This is a genomic window from Pseudomonas asturiensis (assembly GCF_900143095.1).
Classification (GTDB): domain Bacteria; phylum Pseudomonadota; class Gammaproteobacteria; order Pseudomonadales; family Pseudomonadaceae; genus Aquipseudomonas; species Aquipseudomonas asturiensis.
Window position 1 is genome coordinate 273,434 of sequence record NZ_FRDA01000007.1, and the last position, 16,997, is coordinate 290,430.

Here is a 16,997-nt window from a genome sequence, read left to right on the forward strand (position 1 = left end):
AGGGTCACGCCTTTATAGCCGCACACTCGCAAACGTCGATTCATTGCGAGCCTGACTGAGCGCCGACATCGGCCCGGACAACGGTGCCAGCACCAACGCCTGCGGAATCGGCATCATGGCCACTTGCTGCGCGGTGTTGGAGCCCACACGCTCGTCACGTGGCGGAATGCCGAAGTATTCGCGGTAGCACTTGGAGAAGTGCGGCGTGGAGACAAAGCCGCAGACCGATGCCACTTCGATGATCGACATCGGCGTCTGCTTCAGCAGTTGCCGTGCGCGAATCAGGCGCAGCTTCAGGTAATAGCGCGACGGCGAGCAATGCAGGTATTTCTGGAACAGACGCTCCAGCTGCCTGCGTGAAACGGCAACGTACACGGCCAGTTCATCAAGGTCGATCGGCTCTTCGAGGTTGGCTTCCATCAGCGCAACAATTTCCTGAAGCTTGGGCTGATTGGTGCCCAGCATGTGCTTGAGCGGCACGCGCTGATGGTCCTGTTCGTTGCGAATACGCTCGTAGACGAACATCTCGGAAATCGCAGCCGACAGCTCACGACCGTGATCACGGCTGATCAGGTGCAGCATCATGTCCAGTGGCGCGGTGCCGCCGGAGCTGGTGAAACGGTTGCGGTCCAGGGTGAACAGGCGCGTGCTCATGGCCACACGCGGGAAGGCTTCCTGCATCGAGGCCAGACACTCCCAGTGCACGCTGCAATCGAAACCATCCAGCAGACCTGCGCAGGCCAGCGCCCAACTGCCGGTACACACGGCGCCGAGACGACGGGACTGACGCGCCTGGCTCTGCAGCCAGCTCACGTGTTCGCGGGTGACGGTGCGCTGAATGCCGACGCCGCCGCAGACGATGACCGTGTCCATGACCGGCGCCTGATGCATCGCTGCATCCGGAGTGATCTGCAGGCCGTCACTGGCCCAGACCTGACCACCGTCCACGCTCAGGGTGGTCCAGCGATACAGCTCACGACCCGAAAGCTGGTTGGCCATCCGCAGAGGTTCTACCGCTGACGCAAGAGAGATCAGTGTGAAGTTATCCAGCAGCAGGAAACCGATGGACTGTGGGGCTCGGTTCTGTGGTTGAGTCCCTTGATTGAACGATGTCATCACACTATCTCCTCTCACGTGGCGGGAATGGCCTCAGCCGAGGCTCTTGTTATGGCCCTCATAAATGCAGGGCTTTGCAATGACATCGCAAATCCCGTGCCCGAATTTGATCAGGCATTCAATAACCCCTGAAAACGACGTCGCGATGCGTCTATCCGGTAGCGACTGGCCTGTCTGTTTGCGACTTGGAGGCCCGTGCACGGCAGCGTAGGGTGAGCAATTCGGTAGCACTTGAAGGAAACGTGCCGGGAAGGCCTGGCTGGGGAGTGATACTCAAAGCACAGGGTGATGGGCCATTTGCCACGTTCGATTTGCGCGCTAAAAGGTGGCGACGGTCACAGCGTGTGTTCAAAAATCGAGCAGTCATTGGAGGCCGCGAGATCGGGCCATGATCCTGCCATCCCGGAACTAACTCCGGCCAACCCCCTCAAAAAGACCGCGTTCGCGAAAGCGCTGCACGAATGAACAGGTTCCTGACCGGTTTGTTCAGGCCCATGACCCTGCGCCCGGCTCTGCTACGCTAGAGCCGCATCGCCCGCAGCATGGGCCATCGCACAAGCGCTCGACGCCTGGCACCGACACGCTCATACCCACCAGCGCCAAAGGCTTCGAGCCGCGTGACCCGCAAACGTTTTTGGCCGTTTTCTGGCAGCTCTACCCCTGCAGAAGTGCGCTTGCACGATGGAATAAATCTGTAAGCGACCTTGCGCACACTGGATGCGACCCCGCCTGTACTGGATACGACGCCCCCAGTATGCGTTTGATTTTGCCTGTTACATGATCGACCTCGACTCGATCGCCAGGCGCAGTGATGGAGCTTCGCGAAATGCATCGCCAACACATAAGTCGCGTCAGCGCTCACCTGCTGATGACCCAGAAAAAACTCACAGGAGTCCACCCCATGAAAGGTTCCAAATCGTTGCTGTTGGCCGCCACGCTCTGTGTACCGGTGCTGGCACAGGCCGCCGAACCAGAAGCCTGTCATACCGTGAACTTCTCAGACGTCGGCTGGACCGACATCACGGTCACCACCGCAGTGACCAGCGCCGTACTCGAATCGCTCGGCTACAAGACCAAGACCACCATGATTTCCGTACCGGTGACCTACAAGTCGCTGGCCGACGGCAAGAACATGGACGTTTTCCTGGGCAACTGGATGCCGACCATGGAAAACGACATCAAGGCTTATCGCGAAGCCGGTACTGTCGAGACCGTCCGTGCCAACCTGGAAAACGCCAAGTACACGCTGGCCGTGCCCGAGGCCCTCTACAACAAGGGTCTGAAAGACTTTGCCGATATCGCCAAATTCAAAAAGGAACTGGACGGCAAGATCTACGGCATCGAACCGGGTAACGATGGCAACCGCCTGATCCAGAGCATGATCGACAAGAATGCTTTCGGCCTCAAAGACGCAGGCTTCAAAGTGGTGGAGTCCAGCGAAGCCGGCATGCTGTCGCAGGTTGATCGCGCGGCACGCCGCAACACCGACGTGGTGTTCCTGGGCTGGGAACCGCACCCGATGAACACCCGCTTCAAGATGAAGTACCTGACCGGTGGCGATGACTTCTTCGGCCCCAACTACGGCCAGGCCACCATCTACACCAACACCCGCAAGGGCTACAGCCAGGAATGCAGCAACGTAGGCCAATTGCTCAAGAACCTCTCGTTCACCCTGGACATGGAAAGCACGCTGATGGGTAACGTGCTCGACGACAAGATCAAGCCTGATGCCGCTGCCAAGGCGTGGATCAAGAAGAACCCTCAAGTGCTCGACACCTGGCTTGCCGGTGTGACCACCGTTGACGGCAAACCAGGGCTGGAGGCTGCCAAGGCCAAGCTGACCCAGTAAGCCGGCAGCAGGCGGGCATGCCCCGCCTGCTGTCCTCATTTTTCCCCGCAAGCGGACAATCACTATCATGCTGACTGATCATAAAATCCCTTTGGGCGAGTACATCGCGGCGTTCGTCGACTGGTTGACGCGCAACGGCGCCGACTACTTCGACGCGATTGCCTCGACACTGGAAATGATGATCCACGGGCTGACCTTCGCTCTCACCTGGTTCAACCCGCTCGTACTGATTGGCCTGATCGCCGCGCTCGCACACTTCATCCAGCGCAAATGGGGCCTGACGGTGTTCGTCATCCTCTCGTTCCTGCTGATCCTGAACCTGCACTACTGGCAGGAAACCATGGAAACCCTGGCGCAGGTACTGTTCGCCACAATGGTCTGCGTGGTCATCGGTGTGCCGCTGGGTATCATTGCCGCGCACAAGCCGATGTTCTACACGGTCATCCGCCCGCTGCTCGACCTGATGCAGACGGTGCCCACTTTCGTTTATCTGATTCCGACCCTCACGCTGTTTGGCCTGGGCGTGGTGCCCGGTCTGATCTCAACCGTGGTGTTCGCCATCGCCGCGCCGATCCGCCTGACGTACCTGGGCATACGCGATGTACCTCATGAGCTGCTGGATGCGGGCAAGGCCTTTGGCTCTTCGCGTCGCCAGCTGCTGACACGAATCGAACTGCCCTACGCCATGCCAAGCATTGCGGCCGGTATCACCCAGTGCATCATGCTGTCGTTGTCGATGGTGGTGATCGCGGCACTGGTCGGTGCTGACGGCCTGGGCAAACCTGTGGTCAACGCATTGAACACGGCTGATATCGCCCTGGGCTTCGAAGCAGGCCTGGCCATCGTATTGCTCGCCATCATGCTCGACCGCATCTGCAAACAACCTGAAGCCAAGGCAGGGTCCGACGCATGAGCATCATCAAATTCGACAAGGTAGATGTCATCTTCTCCAAGGACCCGCGTGAGGCCCTCAAGCTGCTGGACGAAGGCCTGACGCGTGACCAGATCCTCAAGAAAACCGGGCAGATCGTGGGTGTGGAAAAAGCCACCCTGGAAATCGAGAAAGGCGAAATCTGCGTCCTGATGGGCCTGTCCGGCTCCGGCAAATCCAGCCTGTTGCGTTGCATCAACGGCCTCAACACCGTAAGCCGCGGCTCGCTGTTCGTCGAGCATGAAGGCTCGCAGATCAATATCGCCAACTGCACCGCAGCAGAACTGAAAATGATGCGCACCCAGCGCATTGCGATGGTCTTCCAGAAGTTCGCCCTGATGCCTTGGCTGACGGTGCGCGAGAACATCAGCTTCGGCCTGGAAATGCAGGGCCGTCCTGAAAAGGAACGACGCAAGCTGGTGGACGAAAAACTGGAGCTGGTGGGCCTGACCCAGTGGCGCAACAAAAAGCCCGACGAACTGTCGGGCGGCATGCAGCAGCGTGTGGGCCTGGCCCGCGCACTGGCGATGGACGCCGACATTCTGCTGATGGACGAACCGTTCTCGGCGCTCGACCCGCTGATTCGTCAGGGCCTGCAGGACGAACTGCTGGCGCTGCAAAGCAAGCTGAGCAAGACCATCGTGTTCGTCAGCCACGACCTGGATGAGGCGCTGAAACTGGGCAGCCGCATCGCGATCATGAAAGACGGCCGCATCGTTCAATACAGCGTACCGGAGCAGATCGTGCTCAACCCGGCGGATGAATACGTACGCACGTTCGTCGCTCACACCAACCCGCTCAACGTATTGTGCGGCCGCAGCCTGATGCGCACAGTCGATCAGTGCACCCAGGTCAATGGCTCGGTGTGCCTGGATCCGGGGGGTGATTCCTGGCTGGACCTGGCCGAAGGCAATGTGATCAAGGGCGCGCGTCAGGGCACCGGCTCGCTGGACCTGCAGAACTGGACACCGGGCCAGGACGTCAGCACCCTCGACCGCCGTCCGACACTGGTGCATTCCAACATCGGCATGCGCGACGCGTTGCAGATCCGCTACCAGACCGGCAACAAACTGGTCTTGCAGGATGGCAACCAGGTTGTCGGCATTCTCGGGGATACCGAGCTGTACCACGCGCTGCTGGGCAAGAATCACGGTTGATGCGACGGACTTGTATCGACTGATACGGTGCCTCAGAAGCGTTGATACAGCGCCGCCGCTCAGCAAACACATAACCGTGGGAGGCGGCTTGCCGGCGATTGCGTCAGTTCAGTCAATGACGGGTCGCCTGAAAAATCGAATCGCCGGCAAGCCGCCTCCCACGTACAGATAGCGGTCTTTCAGCACGTTTACGTCCGCTTCAACCGACGCCTCAGGAACGGGCTCTGAAAAGGCTTTGCGCACGTCCAACGCTTTTTATTGATTGATCGTTCAATTAAAAATCTTTAGACTGTGCCAGCCATTTCGGTATAACGATCACTTCAGTCACTCGGGAGAATCGCGACTATGCCAAAGGTCGGTATGCAACCCATCCGCCGCCAACAGTTGATCCAGGCCACGCTTACCGCGGTCGATCAGGTCGGCATGGGCGACGCCAGCATTGCCCTGATTGCCCGTCTTGCAGGCGTTTCGAACGGCATCATCAGTCACTACTTTCAGGACAAGAACGGCCTGATCGCAGCCACCATGCGCCACTTGATGAACGCGCTGATCCAGACCGTCAATGAACGCCGTCAGGCCCTGACCGACGACAGCCCGCGTGCGCACCTGCAAGTGATCATCGAAGGCAATTTCGACGCCAGCCAGGTCAACGGCCCGGCCATGAAAACCTGGCTCGCCTTCTGGGCAACCAGCATGCATCACCCGTCGCTGCATCGTTTGCAGCGCATCAACGATCACCGTTTGTATTCGAACCTGTGCTGTCAGTTCCGCCGCGTCCTGCCGCTGGAACAGGCACGCAACGCGGCCCGTGGGCTTGCGGCCCTGATCGATGGGCTGTGGCTGAGGGGCGCGCTGTCAGGCGACGCATTCGACACCGAGCAAGCGCAACGGATCGCTTACGAATACATGGATTTCCAATTGGCGAAATCGGCGAACTGAGCGCTTTCGGAGCGCCATCACCGAACGACTGCATCGCAGTGTTGCCCAATGATTCCGGCACACTGAAATCAGTCATCGCCTCCCCCACTGAATTTGCGAGGACTTTATGGCCCGTTTTGAATTGCAGAAACTTTACATCGATGGCGGCTATGTCGATGCCAGCAACACCGAGACCTTCGACTCCATCAACCCGGCAAACGGCGAAGTGCTGGCCAAGATCCAGCGCGCCAGCCAGGCCGATGTCGAGCGCGCCGTGGTCGCCGCTGAAAAAGGCCAGAAGATCTGGGCCGCCATGACCGCAGTCGAGCGTTCGCGCATCCTGCGTCGTGCTGTGGACATCCTGCGCGAGCGCAACGATGAACTGGCCGCACTGGAAACCCTGGACACCGGCAAGGCCATCTCGGAAACCCGCTACGTCGATATCGTCACCGGCGCTGATGTGCTGGAATACTACGCAGGCCTGGTGCCCGCCATCGAAGGCGAGCAGATTCCGCTGCGCGATTCCTCCTTCGTCTACACCCGCCGCGAGCCGCTGGGTGTGGTAGCCGGGATCGGCGCGTGGAACTACCCGATCCAGATCGCCTTGTGGAAATCTGCACCGGCGCTGGCTGCGGGCAACGCAATGATCTTCAAGCCCAGTGAAGTCACTTCTCTGACCACGCTGAAACTGGCTGAAATCTACACCGAAGCTGGCGTGCCGGATGGCGTGTTCAACGTGTTGACCGGCAGCGGCCGTGAAGTCGGCACCTGGATCACCGAGCACCCGCGCATCGAGAAAGTCTCCTTTACCGGCGGCACCGACACCGGCAAGAAAGTCATGGCGAGCGCGTCGAGTTCTTCGCTCAAGGAAGTGACCATGGAACTGGGCGGCAAGTCGCCGCTGATAGTGTTCGACGACGCCGACCTGGATCGCGCCGCCGACATCGCGATGATGGCCAACTTCTACAGCTCGGGTCAGGTCTGCACCAACGGCACTCGCGTGTTCGTGCCGAACGCGCTGAAAGCCGAGTTCGAGGCGAAAATCCTGGAGCGCGTCAAACGTATTCGCGCCGGCAACCCGGAAGACGAAAACATCAACTTCGGGCCGCTGGTCAGCTTCGAGCACATGGAAAGCGTGCTGGGCTACATCGCCAAGGGCAAGGAACAAGGCGCACGCCTGCTGTGTGGCGGCGAGCGACTGACAGGCGGTGATTTCGCCAAGGGCGCCTATGTCGCGGCGACCGTATTCACCGACTGCACCGACGACATGACCATCGTGCGCGAAGAGATCTTCGGTCCGGTCATGAGCATCCTCGGCTACGACACCGAAGACGAAGTCGTCCGCCGTGCCAATGACACCGATTTCGGCCTGGCCGCAGGCATCGTGACCCGCGATCTGAACCGCGCCCACCGCGTTATTCATCTGCTGGAAGCCGGCATTTGCTGGATCAACGCTTGGGGCGAGTCGGCGGCACAAATGCCGGTCGGCGGTTACAAGCAGTCGGGCGTGGGTCGTGAAAACGGCATCAGCTCGCTGGCCCAGTACACGCGGATCAAATCGGTACAGATCGAGCTGGGTGACTACGCGTCGGTTTTCTAAGGTTCGTTGAGCTGGATTTCGTCTGAGGCGAGGCCTTCGCGAGCGAACTCGTGAACAGGCCCGCCTCAAGTAGCGCACTAGCATGGGGTGCTAGGGGTCGAGTCAACAGTGGCTCGACCCGCGCTGAATTGCATTTGCCCCACCTACTCTGAAGAGGGCGCATTTATGTCCCAGGAATTCGATTACATCATCATTGGTGCCGGTTCGGCCGGTAACACCTTGGCAGCCCGTCTTAGCGAAGACGAAGGCGTCACCGTTCTGCTGCTGGAAGCCGGTGGCCCGGACTATCGTCTGGACTTCCGCACCCAGATGCCTGCTGCGCTGGCTTTTCCGCTGCAAGGCCGTCGCTACAACTGGGCGTACGAGACCGAGCCAGAGCCGCACATGAACAACCGCCGCATGGAATGTGGTCGTGGCAAGGGCCTTGGCGGCTCGTCGCTGATCAACGGCATGTGCTACATCCGTGGCAACGCGATGGACTATGACGGCTGGGCCAAAGAGCCGGGGCTGGAAGACTGGAGCTACCTCGACTGCCTGCCGTACTTTCGCAAGGCCGAGACCCGCGACATCGGTGCCAACGATTACCACGGTGGCGAAGGCCCGGTCAGCGTCACCACGCCCAAGGCTGGCAACAACCCGTTGTTCCACGCCATGGTCGAGGCCGGTGTACAGGCCGGTTATCCGCGCACCGATGACCTGAACGGTTATCAGCAGGAAGGCTTTGGTCCGATGGACCGCACCGTGACGCCTAAAGGCCGTCGCGCCAGCACCGCGCGGGGCTATCTGGACGAAGCGAAAAAGCGTTCGACGCTGACCATCGTCACGCACGCTCTGACCGACCGCATCCTGTTCGAAGGCAAGCGTGCCATCGGCGTGGCGTATCTGGTAGGCGACAGCGACACCCGCATCGAAGCACGCGCACGCAAGGAAGTGCTGCTGTGTGGTGGTGCTATCGCATCGCCGCAGATTCTGCAACGCTCCGGCGTTGGCCCTGCCGAATTGCTGAACAAGCTCGATATTCCGGTGGTTCACGACCTGCCAGGCGTCGGCCAGAACCTTCAGGATCACCTGGAGATGTACCTGCAGTACGCCTGCACACAGCCGGTGTCGCTCTACCCGTCCCTGATGTGGTGGAACCAGCCTGCGATCGGCGCGGAATGGATGTTTCTGGGTACCGGTATCGGCGCCAGCAACCAGTTCGAAGCCGGTGGTTTCATCCGTTCGAGCGAGGCGTTCGAATGGCCGAACATTCAGTACCACTTCCTGCCGGTCGCCATTAACTACAACGGCACCAAGGGTGTTAAGGAACATGGCTTCCAGGCGCACGTCGGTTCGATGCGTTCCCCGAGCCGTGGCCGCGTGCACGTCAAGTCCAGGAACCCGCGTGAGTACCCGAGCATCCTGTTCAATTACATGTCCAGCGAGCAGGACTGGCAAGAATTTCGCGACGGCATCCGCCTGACCCGCGAAATCATGCAGCAGCCTGCGCTGGATCCGTACCGTGGCCGCGAAATCAGCCCCGGTATTGACGTGCAGTCGGACGAGGCGCTGGACCAGTTCGTGCGCGAACACGCCGAGACGGCCTATCACCCTTCGTGTTCCTGCAAGATGGGCACCGACGAGATGGCGGTGGTCGACGGTCAGGGTCGCGTGCATGGCATGCAGAACCTGCGTGTGGTGGATGCGTCGATCATGCCGATCATCACCACGGGCAACCTGAACGCACCAACGATCATGATCGCCGAGAAAATCGCCGACAAGATCCGCGGCCGCCAGCCCCTGCCGCGCAGCACAGCGGACTACTTCGTGGCTGGCGACAAGCCAGCGCGTGGCAAGCCGTTGCGTGAGGTCAGCCATCAGGCGTAATTGATCATGCTCGTGCTCTGCGTCCCCTCCAAGAGCAGACGCAGAGCGTGGGAGGCGGCTTGCCGGCGATGCTTTTTCTGAAGCGACCTATCGCCGACTGAACTGACGCCATCGCCGGCAAGCCGCCTTCTACCGGGTATGCATTCAGTCGGACACTTCGTTTTAAGGGTCACGCACGTGTCTATCTCAACCCAATGGGTGCAGCACGGGCGGTCCTCGGGTTAATCTCTTTCTTCAAGGCAATCGGCCCACAAGGTCGTCCGGACTTCACCGACCGCCCTCAAGAAGGAGCTTGTCTGCATGTTCGATTTCTCCGCCCCACTCAAGCAGCGGTTCGCTGCCCTCAAGAGTGATGCACAATTCTTTTCCGTGCGTTATGTCCGTCGAACCGGGCAGCGCCTGTGTGTGCGCAAGAACGTGGCCGAGCCGCCGTCGCTGTTCGCCGATGAAGGTGCGATGCTGACGGTGCGCCTCAATGGCGTTGAAACCTACGCCGCCACGCACGACATTTCCCAGAACGGCTTGCAGACGGCTCTGCACCAGGCCGAAACCATGGCTCGCCGTCTGGCGCTCCATGCATTGCTGGACCTGAGTGCACAACCTGTGTCCACCGCAAAAGCCGATTACTTTTCGCCGAACTTCGATCAGGCGTTCCCGCCCCTGAGCGACTGCATCGGCCTGCTGATGGCGGAATCCACGTCAGTCCCCAAAGACGAACGCCTGGTCAATTGGCAGGCAGAGCTGGGTCTTGAGACAGTCGAACAGCTCTACTTCAATACGGCAGGTGCCGAGTTGCGCCAGGCGCAACGCTTTGTCTTTCCGGGCATGAGCGTCACAGCCTACGACGGGGCCGACAGCCAGACCCGCACCCTGGGCGGTCAGAATTTCGGCCAGCAAGGCGGTGTGGAAGTGCTGGGCAGTTGCGGTTTGATCGGTGCGGCCCCGACGGTCGCCGATCAGGCGTTGCAGTTGATCATGGCACCCAACACCCCTTCCGGCCCTCGCGACCTGTTGTTGATGCCGGACCAGATGGTGCTGCAAATCCACGAGTCCATCGGTCACCCGCTGGAGCTGGACCGGATTCTGGGCGATGAGCGCAATTACGCAGGCACCAGCTTCGTCAAGATGTCGGACTTCGGCACTCTGCAGTACGGCTCCGGGCTGCTCAACGTGACGTTCGACCCGGACATCCCAGAACAGCTCGCCAGCTATGCCCATGACGACGACGGCACCGCGGCCAGCAAGCAATTCCTGATCCGTGACGGTTTGCTGCAGCGCCCACTGGGCGGTGCGCTGTCGCAATACCGCAGCGGCATGGAAGGCGTGGCCAACAGCCGCGCCAGCAGCTGGAATCGCCCGCCCATCGACCGCATGGCCAACCTGAACATCGAGCCGGGCGATCAATCCATGGACAGCCTGATCGGCAACATCGAGCACGGTATTCTGATGTCGAGCAATCGCTCGTGGTCCATCGACGACGCCCGCAACAAGTTCCAGTTCGGCTGTGAGTGGGGTCAATTGATTGAAAACGGCGAACTCAAAGGCGTGGTGAAGAACCCCAACTATCGGGCGATCTCTGCACACTTCTGGAAAAGCCTCAGCGCCGTCGGCGACATCAGCACCTTCAAGGTGCTGGGCACTCCGAACTGCGGCAAGGGCGAGCCCAACCAGGTGATCCGGGTCGGCCACGCATCACCTGCGTGCGTCTTCAGTCGCGTCGATGTGTTTGGAGGAGATGCCTGATGACTCAGCAACAGCAATTCGAGGCACTGGTCGCCGTGCTCAAGGCGTCCGTGCGCCCGACCGAACACTTCACCCTGGCCTATGACGCAGAGGCGTCGGATTTCATTCGCTTCAACCACGGTCAGGTGCGTCAGGCCGGGCAGGTTCGGCAAGCCATCCTGAACGTGAAGCTGATTGATGAGGGCCGCCACGCCAACCTGGAAGTGACGCTGTCCGGCGACACGGGCACCGACACCCAGCGCCTGACCGACGCCTTGCATCAGCTGCGCGACACCCTTCCATTGTTGTCGAAAGACCCGTACCTGTTGCCCAACACGCAGCCCTGGCAGAGCGACAATGTGCAGGAAAACCCGCTGCCGGACAGCGCAGAGGTGGTCGAGCGGATCAGCGAACTGGCTCACGGGCTGGACCTGGTCGGTTTCTACGCCTCTGGCCCGCTGTATCGCGGTTTCGCCAGTTCATGGGGCGCGCAGGGCTGGCATCAGTCCAACAGCTTCAACTTCGACTGGAGCCTGTTTCACGAAAACGGTCAGGCGGTAAAAGCCAACTACGCCGGTCACGACTGGGACAGCGAAGCCTTCACGCGTCGCTTCGAACAAGCCCGTGAGCAACTGGACTATCTCGGTCGCCCATTGCATACGCTTGAGCCTGGACAGTACCGCGCCTACCTGGCACCGGCTGCGCTGGACGAGGTCATCGGCATGCTGAGCTGGGGCGGGTTCTCTGCGCAGGCCATTGCCAGCAAACGCAGCCCGCTGCAACGGCTGTACAACGGCGACGCGCACTTCAGTCCGCAGGTCAGTATCGAAGAAAAGGTCAGCGGGTCGCTGTCGCCGGCCTTCTCCCGCGAAGGCTACCCACGCAAGGTTCTGACACTGGTCGCTTCCGGCAAGGCGGATGAGCGGCTGGTGGACTCCAGCAGCGCCGCCGAATACAACTTGCAGGCCAACGGTGCCGACTACGGCGAATGGCCGAGTGCGCTGGACATTGCGGGCGGTTCACTGGCGCTGGATCAGATTCTGCAGAGGCTCGGCACCGGGCTGTACATCAGCAACCTCTGGTACCTGAACTTCTCCGACCAGGCGGCGGGACGTCTGACCGGCATGACGCGTTTTGCGACCTTCTGGGTCGAGGACGGCAAGATCGTTGCGCCGGTCAACACCATGCGTTTCGATGACAGCGCCTATAGCCTGCTGGGCAGCGCACTGGAAGATCTGACGCAAGAACGGGAACTCATTCTGCAATCGAGTACCTACAGTCAGCGCCAGACAGGATCCATTCAACTGCCCGGTGCTCTGATCAGCCGACTGACCCTCACGTTATAGCAAGGAGCTTATGGCCAACTCTGCCACGCACGTACTGGATGAGAAGACCCTGCGCTGGATGCCATGGGTCATTGCCATCGCGTTCTTCATGCAAAGCCTGGACGGCACGATTCTCAACACTGCCCTGCCGTCCATGGCCCACTCGCTGGCCGAAGACCCGCTGCGCATGCAATCGGTGGTCATCGCCTACATGCTGACCATCGCACTGCTGATCCCGGCCTCGGGCTGGATTGCCGACCGGTTCGGGATCAAGCGGATCTTCTTCAGTGCCATTCTGCTGTTCAGCTTCGGCTCGTTGCTATGTGCGCTGTCCAACTCGCTGGGCATGCTGGTCGGCGCTCGGGTGATCCAGGGGCTGGGCGGCGCACTGATGGTGCCCATCGGGCGACTGATCGTGCTGCGGGTGTATCCGCGTTCGGAGCTGGTGCGGATCATGGGGTTCATTACGGTTCCGGGTCTGGTGGGTCCGCTGCTGGGCCCGACACTGGGCGGCTGGATGGTCGAGTACCTGAGCTGGCACTGGATTTTCCTGCTGAACATTCCGGTCGGAATCATCGGCTGTTACGCGGTCAAGCATTTCATCCCGGACATCGCCGGCGGCGGACGCACCCGTTTCGACGGGGTCGGGTTCGTGCTGTTCGGCGCGGCCATGGTGCTGATCACCATCGCGCTGGAAGGCCTGGGCGAGCTGCATCTACCGCACATGCGCGTGGTCTTGCTGCTGTTCGCAGGCATGGGCTGTCTGGCGGCCTACTGGTTGCGGGCCGGGCACATCGACGCGCCGCTGTTCGCGCCGTCGCTGTTTCGCACCCGCACCTTTGCGGTCGGCATCATGGGCAACCTGTTCGCGCGGCTGGGCAGCGGCGCGCTGCCATTTCTGGTGCCGTTGCTGCTGCAGGTTGCGCTGGGCTACTCGCCGTCTCAGGCCGGTATGAGCATGCTGCCGCTGGCCGCGGCCGGGATGTTTGCCAAGACGGTGGCCCGCTGGCTGATCGAGCACCTGGGCTACCGCAACATCTTGACCGGCAACACGCTGTTGCTGGGCATTCTGCTGGCGAGCCTGGCGCTGGTCGATATGCAGACCCCGTATTGGGTGTTGCTGGTGCATCTGGGGCTGCTGGGCGCGGTCAACTCGCTGCAATTCACGGCGATGAACACTGTGACCCTGATCGACCTGGACGATGCCAGCGCCGCCAGCGGCAACAGTTTGCTGTCGGTGGTTGCACAGCTGTCGCTGAGTCTGGGGGTTGCCAGTGCAGCGGCCTTGCTCGGCGGTTTCAGCGAAGAAGTCACCACCGGCGAAGTCAGCAGCGTGCTGGGCGCATTCCAGATGACCTTCCTGAGCGTTGGTGTGCTGGCGATGTTCGCAGCGGGGATCTTTCTGCAACTGCCTGCAGGTGAGGGGCGCAAGAAGGTGTGACGCGCATATGAACTGGTCCCAATAAGTTGGACAGCCATTTATCGACATCGCCATCTGAGCCTGCCCCGGGACCTGATACACTGCGCGACATTTTTGTTTTGCAGGTCCATCGTCGTGACAAACACCGCTTTCAATACTTTGCCTCTGTCCGCTGCCATGCTGGCTAACCTGGAGTCGCTTGGTTATGCCGAAATGACACCGATTCAGGCGCAGAGCCTGCCGGTGATCCTCAAGGGCATGGACCTGATCGCTCAGGCCAAGACCGGCAGCGGCAAGACCGCCGCCTTCGGCATCGGCCTGCTCAACCCCATCAACCCGCGCTTCTTCGGCTGCCAGGCACTGGTCATGTGCCCGACACGCGAACTGGCCGATCAGGTGGCCAAGGAAATCCGTCGTCTGGCGCGTTCGGAAGACAACATCAAGGTCCTGACCCTGTGTGGCGGCGTGTCGTTCGGGCCGCAGATCGGTTCGCTGGAACACGGCGCGCACATCATCGTCGGCACGCCAGGACGCATCCAGCAGCACTTGCGCAAAGGTTCGCTGGTGCTGGACGGCCTGAACACGCTGATTCTCGACGAAGCCGACCGCATGCTGGACATGGGTTTCTACGACGCCATCGCCGACATCATCGAGCAGACCCCGCAACGTCGTCAGACCCTGCTGTTCTCGGCCACCTACCCGGTCGGCATCAAGCAGCTGTCCTCGAAGTTCATGCGCGACCCGCAGACCGTGAAGGTCGAGGCGCTGCACGCAGACAGCCAGATCGAGCAGATCTTCTACGAAATCTCGCCCGAGCAGCGCCTGGAAGCCGTGGTCAAGGTGCTGGGCCATTTCCGCCCGACGTCCTGCGTCGCGTTCTGCTTCACCAAGCAGCAGGTTCAGGAAGTCGTCGACCACCTGACCGCCAAGGGCATGTCCGCCGTCGGCCTGCACGGTGACCTGGAACAGCGCGACCGTGATCAGGTGCTGGCGATGTTCGCCAACCGCAGCACCTCGGTGCTGGTCGCGACGGACGTGGCCGCACGCGGTCTGGACATCGATGCGCTGGACATGGTGATCAACGTCGAGCTGGCCCGCGATTCGGAAATCCACATTCACCGCGTCGGCCGTACCGGTCGTGCAGGCGAGAAAGGCATCGCCGTCAGCCTCGTGGCACCGTCGGAAAGCCAGCGCGCCCGCGCCATCGAAGAACTGCAGAAAGCGCCGTTGAACTGGCAGCAGTACGACAAGCTGAGCATCAAGGAAGGCGGCAAGCTGCTGCCGACCATGACCACGCTGTGCATCGGCTCGGGCCGCAAGGACAAACTGCGTCCAGGCGACATCCTCGGGGCGCTGACAGGCGAGGCCGGTATTGCGGGCACTCAGGTCGGCAAGATCGCAATCTTCGACTTCCAGGCCTACGTAGCGGTCGAGCGCAGCATGGCCAAACAGGCGCTGGAGCGCTTGAACAACGGCAAGATCAAAGGCAAGTCGCTGCGCGTGCGAATTCTGTAACGTTTACCGAAGATGATCGCGCCCATGGCAAGCGCTCATCGTCATACACAATCCTCATTGAGGAATAAGATTGCGGAACGTGGGAGCGGACTTGTCCGCGAATACTGTGCTTCAGACGCTGCATATTCGTCGGATTGACCCGCTTTCGCGGACAAGCCCGCTCCCACAGCCGAAATCGTGCCCGCTCCAGGTGCCCATCGCGACTTTTGTATAACGATGAGCAGCAAGCGTGGCATGCAACCCGTGACGTTCTGCGTCACCTCCAGAAGCGGACGCACAGCGTCCATGCAGGCGATTCCCGAGGACCACGCTGTGCCCGTTACTGACGTTGTAATCATTGGCGCTGGCGCCGCAGGTTTGATGTGTGCGTTTACCGCTGCCCGTCGCGGACGCAAGGTGATGTTGATCGATCACGCCAACAAACCCGGCAAGAAGATTCTCATGTCGGGTGGCGGACGCTGTAACTTCACCAACCTGTACACCGAGCCTGCCAACTTTCTTTCGCAGAACGCGCACTTCTGCAAATCGGCACTGGCGCGTTATACCCAATGGGATTTCATCGAGATGGTCGCCAGACATGGCGTGCCGTATCACGAGAAAAAACTCGGCCAGTTGTTCTGCGACAACAAGTCCAGTGACATTCTGGAGATGCTGCTCGAAGAGTGCCGTCAGGCCGGTGCCAGCCTGCACATGGACACCTCGGTGCAGCAGATCGACAAAACCGGTTCGGGCTATCGCCTGCAGACCACCCTCGGCACGCTGGATTGCCAGTCACTGGTGATTGCCACTGGCGGGTTGTCGATCCCTACGCTGGGCGCGACCGGGTTCGGCTATCAGGTCGGTAAACAGTTCGGCCACACTCTGCTACCAACGCGCGCAGGCCTGGTGCCGTTCACCATCACCGACCAGCTCAAGGCGCTGTGCACCGAGCTGTCGGGCACATCGGTGGATTGCCTGGTGAGCTGCAACGACACCAGCTTCCGCGAGAACATCCTGTTCACCCACCGGGGCCTCAGCGGTCCGGCGATTCTGCAGATTTCCTCGTTCTGGCAACCTGGCGACACCGTCGAGATCAACCTGCTGCCGGATCACGATGTGCCTGCCTGGCTGTCGCAACAGCAGGCCGAACGTCCCAACAGCGAATTGAAGACGCTGCTGGGCGAGATCTTCACCAAGAAGATGGCCAACCTGATCGCCGAGCACTGGTTCGTCTCCAAGCCGATGAAGCAGTACACCCACGCCGAGCTTGCCGACATCGCCGAGAAGCTGGCGAGCTGGCAGGTCATCCCGGCCGGCACCGAAGGTTACCGCACGGCCGAGGTCACGCTGGGTGGGATCGACACACGGGAGGTGTCTTCCAAGACCATGGAGTCGCTGAAAGCGCCTGGCCTCTATTTCGTGGGCGAAGTGCTGGACGTCAGCGGCCACCTGGGCGGCTTCAATTTTCAATGGGCGTGGGCCTCGGCCTACGCGGCTGCGCAATACGTGTGACGCAACACTGAATGCCGGTATAAATTTTGCGAGGCGGATGTACAGCCAGGCATTTGGTCTGTACATATCCTCCAGCAGGATCGATTA

Annotated in this window: 12 protein-coding genes; 11 read left to right on the forward strand and 1 reads right to left on the reverse strand. The window is 60.7% G+C overall.

Annotation, left to right across the window (positions count from 1 at the left end; all coding sequences use genetic code 11):
• Nucleotides 1-12: 12 nt before the first annotated feature.
• Entirely contained in the window at nt 13-1,116 is a 1,104-nt protein-coding gene (gene gbdR, locus BUB69_RS15075) for a choline metabolism transcriptional regulator GbdR (RefSeq protein ID WP_024685776.1), read from the reverse strand.
• A gap of 901 nt (nt 1,117-2,017) precedes the next feature.
• On the opposite strand from gbdR, the gene BUB69_RS15080 reads away from it, so the two are divergent.
• The 11 genes from BUB69_RS15080 to BUB69_RS15130 all read left to right on the forward strand — a co-directional run bounded on the left by BUB69_RS15080 (nt 2,018) and on the right by BUB69_RS15130 (nt 16,910).
• Nucleotides 2,018-2,965 carry a choline ABC transporter substrate-binding protein gene (locus BUB69_RS15080; RefSeq protein WP_073168095.1) on the forward strand — a complete coding sequence of 316 codons (948 nt, stop codon included), beginning with the start codon at nt 2,018-2,020 and terminating at the stop codon, nt 2,963-2,965.
• 64 nt (nt 2,966-3,029) lie between these two features.
• Nucleotides 3,030-3,878 carry a choline ABC transporter permease subunit gene (gene choW / locus BUB69_RS15085; protein ID WP_175561747.1) on the forward strand — a complete coding sequence of 283 codons (849 nt, stop codon included), beginning with the start codon at nt 3,030-3,032 and terminating at the stop codon, nt 3,876-3,878.
• Nucleotides 3,875-5,053, forward strand: a complete 1,179-nt coding sequence (gene choV, locus BUB69_RS15090; protein ID WP_073168100.1) for a choline ABC transporter ATP-binding protein — start codon at nt 3,875-3,877, stop codon at nt 5,051-5,053. Before choW ends, choV begins: the two co-directional genes overlap by 4 nt.
• Before the next feature lie 345 nt (nt 5,054-5,398).
• Nucleotides 5,399-5,992: a transcriptional regulator BetI gene (betI, locus tag BUB69_RS15095; RefSeq protein WP_024686424.1), complete on the forward strand. Its 594-nt coding sequence runs from the start codon at nt 5,399-5,401 to the stop codon at nt 5,990-5,992.
• A gap of 106 nt (nt 5,993-6,098) precedes the next feature.
• Nucleotides 6,099-7,571, forward strand: coding sequence for a betaine-aldehyde dehydrogenase (gene betB / locus BUB69_RS15100; protein ID WP_073168102.1), 1,473 nt, complete (start codon nt 6,099-6,101; stop codon nt 7,569-7,571).
• Between the two features lie 165 nt (nt 7,572-7,736).
• Entirely contained in the window at nt 7,737-9,437 is a 1,701-nt protein-coding gene (betA, locus tag BUB69_RS15105) for a choline dehydrogenase (RefSeq protein ID WP_073168104.1), read from the forward strand.
• A 300-nt stretch (nt 9,438-9,737) separates the two neighbouring features.
• On the forward strand, nt 9,738-11,180 hold the full coding sequence (locus tag BUB69_RS15110; RefSeq protein WP_073168106.1) for a TldD/PmbA family protein: 1,443 nt from the start codon (nt 9,738-9,740) through the stop codon (nt 11,178-11,180).
• On the forward strand, nt 11,180-12,505 hold the full coding sequence (locus tag BUB69_RS15115; protein WP_073168108.1) for a TldD/PmbA family protein: 1,326 nt from the start codon (nt 11,180-11,182) through the stop codon (nt 12,503-12,505). The genes BUB69_RS15110 and BUB69_RS15115 overlap by 1 nt, the downstream gene beginning before the upstream one ends.
• A 10-nt stretch (nt 12,506-12,515) precedes the next feature.
• Complete coding sequence (gene mdtD / locus BUB69_RS15120; RefSeq protein ID WP_073168110.1) at nt 12,516-13,925, forward strand: multidrug transporter subunit MdtD; 1,410 nt, start codon at nt 12,516-12,518, stop codon at nt 13,923-13,925.
• Nucleotides 13,926-14,039: 114 nt separating this feature from the next.
• Complete coding sequence (gene dbpA, locus BUB69_RS15125) at nt 14,040-15,419, forward strand: ATP-dependent RNA helicase DbpA (RefSeq protein ID WP_024686578.1); 1,380 nt, start codon at nt 14,040-14,042, stop codon at nt 15,417-15,419.
• 312 nt (nt 15,420-15,731) lie between these two features.
• Nucleotides 15,732-16,910 (forward strand): BaiN/RdsA family NAD(P)/FAD-dependent oxidoreductase, encoded by a 1,179-nt coding sequence (locus tag BUB69_RS15130; RefSeq protein WP_073168161.1) that lies wholly within the window; start codon nt 15,732-15,734, stop codon nt 16,908-16,910.
• Nucleotides 16,911-16,997: the final 87 nt, after the last annotated feature.

What these genes read in the sequence shown, in the direction of transcription:
- betA (WP_073168104.1), top strand. Translation starts at nt 7,737, where the DNA reads ATGTCCCAGGAATTCGATTACATCATCATTGGTGCCGGTTCGGCCGGT.
- gbdR (WP_024685776.1), bottom strand. Translation starts at nt 1,116, where the DNA reads ATGACATCGTTCAATCAAGGGACTCAACCACAGAACCGAGCCCCACAG.
- BUB69_RS15115 (WP_073168108.1), top strand. Translation starts at nt 11,180, where the DNA reads ATGACTCAGCAACAGCAATTCGAGGCACTGGTCGCCGTGCTCAAGGCG.
- mdtD (WP_073168110.1), top strand. Translation starts at nt 12,516, where the DNA reads ATGGCCAACTCTGCCACGCACGTACTGGATGAGAAGACCCTGCGCTGG.
- BUB69_RS15110 (WP_073168106.1), top strand. Translation starts at nt 9,738, where the DNA reads ATGTTCGATTTCTCCGCCCCACTCAAGCAGCGGTTCGCTGCCCTCAAG.
- betI (WP_024686424.1), top strand. Translation starts at nt 5,399, where the DNA reads ATGCCAAAGGTCGGTATGCAACCCATCCGCCGCCAACAGTTGATCCAG.
- BUB69_RS15080 (WP_073168095.1), top strand. Translation starts at nt 2,018, where the DNA reads ATGAAAGGTTCCAAATCGTTGCTGTTGGCCGCCACGCTCTGTGTACCG.
- choV (WP_073168100.1), top strand. Translation starts at nt 3,875, where the DNA reads ATGAGCATCATCAAATTCGACAAGGTAGATGTCATCTTCTCCAAGGAC.
- betB (WP_073168102.1), top strand. Translation starts at nt 6,099, where the DNA reads ATGGCCCGTTTTGAATTGCAGAAACTTTACATCGATGGCGGCTATGTC.